Origin of the sequence: Vannielia litorea, assembly GCF_018424695.1 — a bacterium.
In the GTDB taxonomy this organism is placed as follows: Bacteria; Pseudomonadota; Alphaproteobacteria; order Rhodobacterales; family Rhodobacteraceae; genus Vannielia; species Vannielia litorea_A.
Genome location: NZ_QTNQ01000112.1, coordinates 1 through 10,326, shown reverse-complemented (window position 1 = coordinate 10,326; position 10,326 = coordinate 1). Strand labels below are relative to the sequence as shown.

Below are 10,326 nucleotides of genomic sequence, written 5' to 3'. Positions count from 1 at the left end.
GCCCCCGGCCCCGGCCTCCAGCGCCCGAAGCGCGGCCATATTCGCCTGCACCTGCGGCGCCAGCGCCACCGTGGCGGCGATCGAGCGCTGAAACGCCTGCCCCTTCGCCTGGTGGCGCGCTCCGAAGTAAAAGCTCACGATGGCCCCCATCAGCCACCACAGCGGCTCGGGCACCAGCGCGATCCCCTGCATCCGCGCCGAAAACCAAAGCGGGTCTACCAGCGCGGAGACGAAGAGTGCGATGGTGCCCAGCGCCAGCGCGGGCCGCGGCAGGCGGTTGAGCCCGTCCATGAAACGGTCAAACCAGCCCTGCCGTGCAATCATGAACTCCCGGCCGAACTGTTCCAGCGCCGCGCCCTGATAGGCGGATGCGCGGGCCGAGGCGTTTTCGGCATTCTCGCGAAACACCTCCACCGTCTCGGCAATCGCATTGCGCCCGCCGCCGAAGAGCGCCGTGAGCAGCGTGTTGATCAGCCCCATTTGGCCACCCGCGCACGATGCTCGGCCTCCGTCAGGTGATACTTCGGGCTGATGAACTCCTCCGCCCGCGTGATCCACCCGCCCTTCCCGCCATCGCGGCGGCGGGCGTATTTGCGGCTCGAGGGGCGGCGGTCGGCGAGGCTGTAATAGTAATTGCGCCGGGCGATCCCGTAGGCATCCGCCAGATGCCCCGGCGCCTCCTCGAAGGCGGCGCGGGCGGCGGCCACGGTCTGCGGCCCGATGGCCCCATCGACGGCGCAGGGCTGGCCCATCCGTGCCAGCAGGCGTTGCAGGATCTTCACCGCGTTGCCGCCTGCGTTCACATACATGTCGAAGACGCTCGCATGCAGCACGGCGGGCAGCTCGGCGATGCGCGGGCGCTTGAAGTAATGCTCGATGAAGATGGCGCGGGCCTGTTCCGCACTCAGCCGCTTCACATCGCGGACGGTCGTGCGCCCGTCGCCATCAAGGTCCACCCCGAGGCGGCGGAGCGTGCCGATGGTCACCCCGTATTTGGTCGCCCCACCAGGGTCGTCGGGGTCGTTCACATAGCCGCCCTCGCGGGCCACGATCTCGCGGGCAATCTCGTCGACAGTGGGCATGGATGCCTCCAGGCGTTTCCTCGAACCGCCCGGGAGCATCCGGCAATTGATTTAAGATTTATGAAGTGCGGCGTGCGCTGCGCACCCACCAAGTACCGTCATCCTCGGGCCTGACCCGAGGACCTTGTGACGAGAGATCCTCGGGTCAAGCCCGAGGATGACGACGGATGGTGCCCCTACCCCGCCTTCTCCTCGGCCTGCGCCGCAAGGCTCTCGGCGCGCGCGGCCAGCTCGGCCATGAACTCTTCCACCTCGCGGGGCACCACCGGCACCTCCACGCGGGCAGGCTCCGGGCGCGGCATGGCCTTCATCTCCTCGATGAGCTTCTCCTGCTCAGCCAGCTTGGCCTCCGCGGCCTGGGCCTTCTCCTCGAAGGCCGCCGTGCGATCGGCCAGCATCAGCCCGGCCATCAGCAGCATTCGCGCCTCGGGCAACCGCCCGATCTGGCTGACCAGCGCGCTCGCCTCCCGGTCCAGCATCTCGGCGGCACCCTTCAGGTAGTGCTCCTCGCCCTCCTGGCAGGCCACCTGAAAGGTTCGGCCGCCAACGGTAATCTCCACCTCAGCCATCCGCGCTCTCCCCCACCAGCGGCTCCAGCGCCGCAATCACCGCATCCAGCTCTTCGCGGTCCTCGGCCTGCTTGGCCTTCAGCGCCGCCTCGGCCTCCTCCAGCTCGGCGATCCGCTCCTGCTGACGTGTCTTCAGCACCTTCATCGCGTCGATCCGCTCGCGCAACTGGCCGTTCGCCGTCTGCTCGGCCTCCAGCGCCTGCTTCAGCTGAAGCACCTGCGCCTCAAGCCCGCGCAGCGCCGCCTGATCCTCCTCGCTCGGGGCCGCAGGCCTGGCCTCATAGGCCGCCACCGCCGCACCGATCCTGTCCATCGCCGCGGTCAACCGCCGCTCCAGCGCCGAAATTTCAGTCATTCTGCCGTCCCCCGCAGCGTGCCCCGCCGCTCTTTTCTCTTGCCTCTCATCCAGGCCCGTGTCGCAGCCCGAATCGACGGGCGCGCAGAGCCTGTCCAAGTGTAACCAATGGTTGCAGCCTTTGCGCCCCCTTTCCTTCCAAGCACTTACCTCCCGGCCTTGATGCTGCCTTGAACTCGGCCCCCAGCCTGCTATCAGAGCGCATCTTTGCCGAACCGAGGGGATATTCCGTGGACATCGACGCGCTTCGCTCCGCCCATCCGGACCACTGGATGAAAGCCGCCTGCATCCGCACGCTCACGCTCGATGCGGTCGCCGCCGCAAACTCGGGCCACTCCGGCGCGCCGATGGGCATGGCCGATGTCGCCACCGTGCTCTTCGAGAAACACCTGAAGTTCGACGCCGCCGCGCCGAACTGGCCGGATCGGGATCGCTTCATCCTCTCCGCAGGCCATGGCTCCATGCTGGTCTACTCGCTGCTCTATCTCACTGGCGACGCCCAGATAACCCTCGAAGAAATCAAGAATTTCCGCCAGCTCGGCGCCCGCACCGCCGGCCACCCCGAGAACTTCCTCGCCGACGGGATCGAAACCACCACCGGCCCGCTCGGCCAGGGCATCGCCAATGCCGTGGGCTTCGCCATCGCTGAAGAAAGCCAGCGCGCCCACTGGGGCAAGAAGGTGGTCGATCACTACACCTACTGCATCGCCGGGGACGGCTGCCTGATGGAGGGCGTGAGCCAGGAGGCCATCGCGCTCGCCGGGCACCTCAAGCTCTCCCGCCTCATCGTGATGTGGGACAACAACGACATCACCATCGACGGCAAGGTTTCGCTCTCCGACAGCACCGACCAGGTCGAGCGGTTCAAGGCCTCCGGCTGGCACGTGATCCAGTGCGACGGCCATGACCCCGAGGCGATCGACGCGGCGCTCACCGAGGCGAAAGCCTCCGACAAGCCCAGCATGATCGCCTGCAAAACCCACATCGCCCTCGGCCACGCCGCGCAGGACACCTCCAAGGGCCACGGCGCGCTCACCGATCAGGAGCAGCTCGAAGCGGCGAAAAAGGCCTACGGCTGGTCCTCCCCCGCCTTCACCATCCCGGCTGAACTGAAGAAGGCCTGGGAAGAGATCGGCACGCGCGGCGCGCAGGACCGCAAGGATTGGGAGGTCCGCCTCGCCGCCCTCTCCGAGCGCAAACGCGCCGAGTGGGACCGCCAGCAAACCGGCGAAGCCCCCAAGAAGCTCTCCGCTGTCGTTCGCGCGCTGAAAAAGCAAATCTCCGACGAGCAGCCCAAGGTGGCCACCCGCAAGGCCTCCGAGATGGCGCTCGAGGTGATCAACCCGGTGATGGGCGAAACCATCGGCGGCTCCGCAGACCTCACCGGCTCCAACAACACCAAGACCGCCGACCTCGGCGTCTTTTCCGCCGAAGATCGCGAGGGCCGCTTCATCCACTACGGCATCCGCGAGCACGGCATGGCGGCGGCGATGAACGGCATGGCCCTGCACGGCGGCACGAAGCCCTACTCCGGCACCTTCATGTGCTTCACCGATTACGCCCGCCCCTCCATGCGCCTCTCCGCGCTGATGAAGGTGGCGCCGGTCTACGTGATGACCCATGACAGCATCGGCCTCGGTGAAGATGGCCCCACCCACCAGCCGGTCGAACACCTCGCCATGCTCCGCGCCACGCCCAACACGCTGGTTTTCCGCCCCGCCGACGCTGTTGAAACCGCCGAGGCCTGGGAAATTGCCCTGTCGCAAACCGGCACGCCCAGCATCCTCGCCCTCTCCCGCCAGGGCCTGCCCACCGTGCGCAAGGATCACAAAACCAAGAACCTCACCGAGCAGGGCGCCTACGTGCTGGCCGAGGCCGAGAACAAGCGCAAGGCGATCATCCTCGCTACCGGCTCCGAGGTGTCTATCGCGATGGAGGCCAAGGCTCTGCTGGAAGCCGAAGGCATCGGCACCCGCGTCGTCTCCATGCCCTCGATGGAGCTGTTCGCCAAGCAGGACGAGAAGTATCGCAAGCGCGTTCTGCCCGCTGGCCCCGTCCGCGTGGCCGTCGAGGCCGCCGTGCGGCAAGGCTGGGACCAGTGGTTGCTGGGCGAGCGCGGACGCGAGGCCAAGGCCGGGTTCGTCGGCATGAGCAGCTTCGGCGCCTCCGCCCCGGCTGAGGAGCTCTACGAGAAGTTCGGCATCACCGCCAAGGCCGTGGCCGAGAAGGTCAAGAGCCTGCTCTGAGGTAACTCTCCGTCATCCTCGGGCCTGACCCGAGGATCTCCGCCGCCGCCGGCTACACCGACGTCGAGGTCAGCCTCGTGCTCGACATCACCGGTTCCATGGGCTCCAACAACAAGCTGCCCAACCGCCCCGGCCCGGCCACCGCCAGCGCCAGGCAGCCGCCCGCAATGGCCCAGTTCTTCACGAAGATGGTCATCTGCCACGGATCACTCGGGATGTAGTGGAACATGCTGGTAAAGGCGCAATAGGCCGCGAGTGCCAGCGCCACCGGCGTCACCCAGATGCCGAGGATCAGCGCCACAGCCGCCCCCGCGTTGAAGGCCAGCGCAGGCCACACCAGCCATGTCGGCAAGCCCTTTCCTGCCAACAAATCCATCACCGCCTGCGGCTGGGTCTTCTGCACTGCGCCGCCAATGAACAGCCCCGCGATCAGCAGGCGCGCCGCGAGCAAGGCAACCGACTGCCAGATCACCCGCGCACCGCCTTCCATACCGGCGCAATCACGAACTGAACCAGCGGGATCAGCATGAAGCCGAGCAGCAGCCCCAGCACCCCGGCCAGCCCGGCCCCGGCGATCCATTCCACAACCGCTTGCCAGTTCTCCGGCACCTTCGCCGCAGCGGCCACCGCCGCGTCACGCACCCAATGCTCCGGGTCATGCCAGCCCATCACGGCCAGCGAATGGATGATGATCTGCCCGCCGACCCAAAGCATCGCCGCCGTGCCCACGATCATCAGAAACTTCAAGAACCACGGCATCCCAATCACGATCCCGCGTCCCAGCGCCCGCGTCAGCCCCAGCCGCCCGCGGTCAGCCATGTGCAGCCCCACGTCATCCGCCTTCACGATGATCGCCACACTGCCATAGACGGCGGCAGTGATCATCACCCCCGCCAGAGCCAGCGCCGCCCCCTGAAACCAGATGCTCGCCCCCGCATCGAGGTTGGATAGGATGATCGTCATGATCTCGGCGGAGAGGATGAAATCCGTCTTGATCGCGCCCTGAATCTTCTGCTCCTCAAGGTGCGCCTTGTCGCCTTCGATATGAATATCGACATGGTGCGAGCTGGGGTGGATCAGATGCCATATCTTTTCCGCCCCTTCAAAACATAAGTACGCCCCGCCCAGCATCAGCAGCGGGTAAATCATCCACGGGGCAAAGGCCGAGAGCAGCAGCGCCGCGGGCAGCAGGATCACCAGCTTGTTGAACACCGAGCCCCGCGCGATCCGCCAGACAATCGGCAGCTCCCGTTTGGGCTCGAACCCCTGCACATATTTCGGCGTCACCGCCGCATCGTCGATCACCGCGCCCGCCGCCTTGGCGCTCGCCTTCGCCGCTTGGCTGGCAATGTCGTCCACCGAGGCCGCCGCCAGCTTTGCAATCGCCGCCACGTCGTCCAGAAGTGCCAGAAGTCCGCTCATATCGTCCCCGCCCTGTTCAGCCCCCCAAAGGTAAGGATTCGGGGGCCGGAGGCAACCACTACCCATGGTGGCGCAAACCGGTATCGCTAACAGCCAATGTTTACGCTAACACGCTGATTTCCCGCACTTTCCCCAACATGCCCGCCTGTGCTACCCGCTCCCCAACGCAAAGCGCAGGAGCGGGACAATGACAGTCACCATCGGGATCAACGGATTTGGCCGCATCGGGCGCTGCACCCTGGCGCATATCGCCGAGAGCGCGCGCAATGATGTGCAGGTCGTCAAGATCAACGCCCCCGGCGATATCGAGACCCACGCCCACCTCCTGCGCTACGACTCGGTCCATGGCCGCTTCCCCGGCGAGGTCCGCGTGAAAGACAAGGCCATCGACCTCGGCCGCGGCCCCATCGACGTGATGAGCAGCTATGAGCCCGAAACCCTGGATTGGGGCGGCTGCGACGTGGTGCTCGAATGCACCGGCAAGTTCAACGACGGCCTCAAATCCGCCATCCACCTTGAGCGCGGCGCGGGCAAGGTGCTCATCTCCGCCCCCGCCACCAACGTGGACCGCACCGTTGTATACGGCGTCAATCACCGCAGCCTGCGGGCCGAAGAGCGGATGGTCTCCAACGGCTCCTGCACCACTAACGGCCTCGCGCCGCTGGCCAAGGTGCTGAACGACGCCATCGGCATCGAGCGCGGCATCATGACGACGATCCACAGCTACACCGGCGACCAGCCCACGCTGGACCGCCGCCACAAGGACCTCTACCGCGCCCGCGCCGCCGCCATGGCGATGATCCCCACCTCCACCGGCGCCGCCAAGGCCCTGGGCGAGGTGCTGCCCGAGCTCGCCGGCAAGCTCGACGGCACCGCCATGCGCGTGCCCACCCCCAACGTCTCCGCCGTCGATCTCACCTTCGAAGCGGGCCGCGACGTGACCGTGGCCGACGTCAACGAGGTGGTGGCCGAGGCCTGCGCCGGGCACATGGGCATGGTCATGGCCTACGACCCCGAGGCCAAGGTCTCGATCGACTTCAACCACACGCCGCAAAGCTCCATCTTCGCCCCCGACCAGACCAAGGTTGTGGGCCGCACCGTGCGCGTCCTCGCCTGGTACGACAACGAATGGGGGTTCTCCGCCCGCATGGCCGATGTCGCGGGCCACATGGGCCGGCTCAACTGAGCCGCGCGCAGGGTGGGCCCTTGCGCCCACCACGCAGCACGGCCTTCCCGTTGCCACAGTCCCCCGCTAAACAGCGGCCATGACGAACCGCCTCGCCATTATCCTCTTCGTGCTGATCCTCGCGCTGCTCGTGGCCGACGGCACCCTGAATGACGGCGCGGCCACCCTCTTTATGCTGAAGAAGTTCGCCAAACTCACCGAGTGGATGGCCTTCTGGCGCTGAGGTCCACGCCCCCCGCAAACGCGAAAGGGCCGCCCCGAAGGACGGCCCCCGCTGCATTCTGCAGCTCACGTCGATCTTACGATTCGAACGCGGCTTTCACCGAAGCGTCGATCTCGGCGGGCGAGTCGCCATTGTTGAACTCGCCGGCCAGTGCGGCAACTTCTTCATCGCTCAGCTCCGACACGTCGTAGTCGTAGCCACGCACGTCGAGCTTCGCCTGAAGGATCTCGCGCATGTTGTTCACTTCGAGGGTCAGGTCGATATCACCATCGGCCATCTCGGCGTAGTACTCGGCGCGGGTGCCTTCGATGATCTCCTGGATCGAGCCGGATTTGTCGGCAGCCGACGTGCTGGAGTCGGCGACAACCATGTAGATCTGCACGACTTGGTCGTCGGTCAGCGTCGCGGCATCAACTTCCGGGGCGTACTCGGTCAGCTGGGCTTCCACGTTGTCACGCAGTTGCTCGGGCGCCATGGCAAAAGCCGAGGTGGCGGTCACGGCTGCAACGGCAACGGTCATCATCAGGCGTTTCATTTCGGATAAACTCCTATTTTTTCGTGTGTGCTCCACATCTTGTGCAGAGCCGGCGCCTCGCGTGGCCTTCATTGGCCGGTCGCTGCGCCGTCATTGTCCCCACAACACCGGGCAAACCCGGATCGTTCCAAAAAATTTTCTCTGCGCCGTCACGCCGCCGTGAACAGACCCTCGCTCTCGCGCCGTCCCTGTGTAAGGTAAAGGCATGCGTCGGGTTGACATGTGGCGCTCAATCGCAATGTTAGCGTTAACAATCCAATCAGGAGGGTCTCATGGCCGTCAAAGTCGCCATCAACGGGTTTGGCCGTATCGGTCGCAACGTGCTTCGCGCCATTATCGAGTCGGGCCGCACCGACATCGAGGTTATCGCCATCAACGATCTCGGCCCGGTCGAGACCAACGCCCACCTGCTGCGCTTCGATAGCGTCCATGGCCGCTTTCCCGCCGAGGTCACGACGAGCGAAACCACCATCGACGTGGGTCGCGGCCCGATGGAAGTCACCGCCATCCGCAACCCCGCCGAGCTGCCCTGGTCCGATGTCGACGTGGTGCTGGAATGCACAGGCATCTTCACCTCCAAGGAGGCCTGCGCCGCCCATCTCGAAAACGGCGCCTCCCGGGTGCTGATCTCCGCGCCGGGCAAGAACGCCGACAACACCGTGGTCTATGGCGTCAACCATGACAGCCTGACCAAAGATCATGTCGTCGTCTCCAACGCCTCCTGCACCACCAACTGCCTCGCGCCGATGGCCAAGGTGCTGAATGACAGCATCGGCATCGCCAAGGGCTTCATGACCACGATCCACAGCTACACCGGCGACCAGCCCACGCTCGACACCATGCACAAGGATCTCTACCGCGCCCGCGCAGCGGCCATGTCGATGATCCCAACCAGCACGGGGGCCGCCAAGGCCGTGGGCCTGGTGCTGCCCGAGCTGAACGGCAAGCTCGACGGTGTCGCCATCCGCGTGCCCACCCCCAACGTCTCGGTGGTGGACCTCACCTTCGAAGCCGCCCGCGACACCACGGTGGAAGAGATCAACGAAGCGATGGTCGCGGCGGCCAACGGCCCTCTCAAGGGCGTCCTCGGCGTCACCGACCAGCCCAATGTCTCGATCGACTTCAACCACGATCCGCACAGCTCCACCTTCGCGCTGGATCAGACCAAGGTCATGGAAGGCCGGATGTGCCGCATCCTCAGCTGGTATGACAACGAATGGGGCTTCTCCAACCGCATGTCCGATACCGCGGTGGCCATGGGCAAGCTGATCTGACACCGCGCCGCATTGCGGAGCCGGTCGCAACACCGTAGGGCGGGAACTGTCCCGCCCTATCTCCAACGAACCGGCCCCAATGCTCCCCTTCGACCAACTCCTCCAGGAATTCATCACCCTCTGGGTGGTGATCGACCCCATCGGCACCGTCCCCGTCTTCCTCGCCGTCACCGCGGGCATGACGGTGCGCGCCCGTCGCAAGGTGGCGCTGAAGGCGGTGGCCGTCGCGGCCCTCGTGCTGCTCGCCTTCATGATCGCGGGCCAGATCATCCTCGAAGCCCTCGGCCTTGGCCTGCCCTCCTTCCAGATCGCCGGCGGGCTGGTGCTCTTCCTCTTCGCCCTCTCCATGATCTTCGGCCCCGGAAAGCCCGAGGCCGAACTGGCCGAAGCCGAGGAGAGCACCACGCAAACCGCCATCCACCCCGTGGCCATTCCCTCCATCGCCTCCCCCGGCGCCATGCTCGCCGTGGTGGTGCTGACCGATAATGACCGCTTCTCCCTCGCCCATCAGGCGCAAACCGGCATCATCCTTCTGGTGATCCTCACCATCACCCTCGCCTTCCTCTACCTCGCCTCGCCCATTCTCAAGCTGATCGGCCCGGCCGGCGCCTCGATCATCAGCCGCGTGATGGGCATGATCCTCGCCGCCGTCGCGGTGGATGCGGTGCTGCGCGGCCTCGTCCAGATCGGCGCCCTCGCCCCGTTCTGATCCAGCCGCCGCAGGCTGGGCAATACGTCCACCATCTCCTCTACCATCCCGCCCGGCGCATAACATCCCGGTATGACCCATGCACTCAGCGCAATCCCGTTAGCGCAAACGGGAAGTTGTGCTGCGGCGCAGCATGACTATCTCTGCTTCACAAGAGGACAACACGCAAACAAAGGACAGCACCGATGACCGTCTTGAACACCCTGCGCACCGCCTACTCAAAGCACCGCGCCTACACCCGCACCCGCAACGAGATCGCCGCCATGCCGCGCGAGGTCGCACTCGATCTCGGCCTCTTCCCCGAAGACGCCAGCAAGATCGCCCGCGCCGCCGTCTACGGCTGAGCCACCTCCCGCAGATCCTGCTTCGGAGCCCTCCGCTGACGACAGAGTGGATGCGAAGCATCTGCGGAGTCGGGGTCGCCTGACACCCAAGGGGACGGCGACACGCTCCGGGTCAACGCAAATCGCCGAGGGGGTCGAAGCCGAAAGCAGAAAGGCTCCAGTGAAGCCTTTCCGGCTTCGACGGGCGGAGCCCCGCTTGCGGAGATTCGGCTATTCTTGTTGATGTGGAGACTGACGCTGGCCATGCCGGGTCAAGTGGTGGAAGGCTTTGAGGCAGGCTCCTGCTTTGGTGAGGCCGGAGCTGCCCGCCAACATGCCCAACCCCAACAATGCAGCCCCAGCAACACCGCGCAGGCCGGGCATGGCACGGCGGGGTGGGAG

General features: G+C 65.8%; 13 protein-coding genes. 6 read left to right on the top strand and 7 right to left on the bottom strand.

Annotation, left to right across the window (positions count from 1 at the left end):
• The 4 genes from DYI42_RS21780 to DYI42_RS21765 all read right to left on the bottom strand — a co-directional run.
• The coding region (locus DYI42_RS21780; RefSeq protein ID WP_213548945.1) for a holin family protein at positions 1-480 on the bottom strand (480 nt) is incomplete at its 3' end.
• Entirely contained in the window at positions 471-1,082 is a 612-nt protein-coding gene (locus DYI42_RS21775) for a holin-associated N-acetylmuramidase (protein ID WP_213548943.1), read from the bottom strand. The genes DYI42_RS21780 and DYI42_RS21775, both read right to left, overlap by 10 nt.
• Positions 1,083-1,258: 176 nt before the next feature.
• The gene (locus tag DYI42_RS21770) at positions 1,259-1,651 is read right to left on the bottom strand and encodes a cell division protein ZapA (protein WP_213548941.1); all 393 of its coding nucleotides are present in this window, start codon (positions 1,649-1,651) and stop codon (positions 1,259-1,261) included.
• On the bottom strand, positions 1,644-2,006 hold the full coding sequence (locus tag DYI42_RS21765; protein WP_213548939.1) for a hypothetical protein: 363 nt from the start codon (positions 2,004-2,006) through the stop codon (positions 1,644-1,646). The genes DYI42_RS21770 and DYI42_RS21765 overlap by 8 nt, the downstream gene beginning before the upstream one ends.
• A 230-nt stretch (positions 2,007-2,236) precedes the next feature.
• Here DYI42_RS21765 and tkt point away from each other — a divergent pair, with 230 nt between their 5' ends.
• Positions 2,237-4,252, top strand: coding sequence for a transketolase (gene tkt, locus DYI42_RS21760; RefSeq protein ID WP_213548936.1), 2,016 nt, complete (start codon positions 2,237-2,239; stop codon positions 4,250-4,252).
• A gap of 52 nt (positions 4,253-4,304) precedes the next feature.
• Here tkt and DYI42_RS21755 read toward each other — a convergent pair whose 3' ends face one another.
• Complete coding sequence (locus tag DYI42_RS21755; protein WP_213548934.1) at positions 4,305-4,742, bottom strand: DoxX family protein; 438 nt, start codon at positions 4,740-4,742, stop codon at positions 4,305-4,307.
• Positions 4,721-5,674 (bottom strand): DUF808 domain-containing protein, encoded by a 954-nt coding sequence (locus DYI42_RS21750; protein WP_213548933.1) that lies wholly within the window; start codon positions 5,672-5,674, stop codon positions 4,721-4,723. Before DYI42_RS21750 ends, DYI42_RS21755 begins: the two co-directional genes overlap by 22 nt.
• A 187-nt stretch (positions 5,675-5,861) precedes the next feature.
• Between DYI42_RS21750 and gap (DYI42_RS21745) the strand changes: the two genes are divergently transcribed.
• Positions 5,862-6,860 carry a type I glyceraldehyde-3-phosphate dehydrogenase gene (gap, locus tag DYI42_RS21745; RefSeq protein ID WP_213548932.1) on the top strand — a complete coding sequence of 333 codons (999 nt, stop codon included), beginning with the start codon at positions 5,862-5,864 and terminating at the stop codon, positions 6,858-6,860.
• A 79-nt stretch (positions 6,861-6,939) separates the two neighbouring features.
• Positions 6,940-7,083 (top strand): glyceraldehyde-3-phosphate dehydrogenase, encoded by a 144-nt coding sequence (locus tag DYI42_RS21740; RefSeq protein WP_213548931.1) that lies wholly within the window; start codon positions 6,940-6,942, stop codon positions 7,081-7,083.
• Between the two features lie 76 nt (positions 7,084-7,159).
• Here the strand turns inward: DYI42_RS21740 and DYI42_RS21735 are convergent, their stop codons facing one another.
• Complete coding sequence (locus DYI42_RS21735; RefSeq protein WP_213548930.1) at positions 7,160-7,618, bottom strand: hypothetical protein; 459 nt, start codon at positions 7,616-7,618, stop codon at positions 7,160-7,162.
• Positions 7,619-7,890: 272 nt separating this feature from the next.
• Between DYI42_RS21735 and gap (DYI42_RS21730) the strand changes: the two genes are divergently transcribed.
• The 3 genes from gap (DYI42_RS21730) to DYI42_RS21720 all read left to right on the top strand — a co-directional run bounded on the left by gap (DYI42_RS21730) (position 7,891) and on the right by DYI42_RS21720 (position 9,945).
• Positions 7,891-8,892 (top strand): type I glyceraldehyde-3-phosphate dehydrogenase, encoded by a 1,002-nt coding sequence (gene gap, locus DYI42_RS21730; RefSeq protein WP_213548929.1) that lies wholly within the window; start codon positions 7,891-7,893, stop codon positions 8,890-8,892.
• 79 nt (positions 8,893-8,971) lie between these two features.
• Positions 8,972-9,601: a MarC family protein gene (locus DYI42_RS21725; protein ID WP_213548928.1), complete on the top strand. Its 630-nt coding sequence runs from the start codon at positions 8,972-8,974 to the stop codon at positions 9,599-9,601.
• A 185-nt stretch (positions 9,602-9,786) separates the two neighbouring features.
• Complete coding sequence (locus tag DYI42_RS21720; RefSeq protein ID WP_213548927.1) at positions 9,787-9,945, top strand: hypothetical protein; 159 nt, start codon at positions 9,787-9,789, stop codon at positions 9,943-9,945.
• The last annotated feature ends 381 nt before the right edge of the window (positions 9,946-10,326 follow it).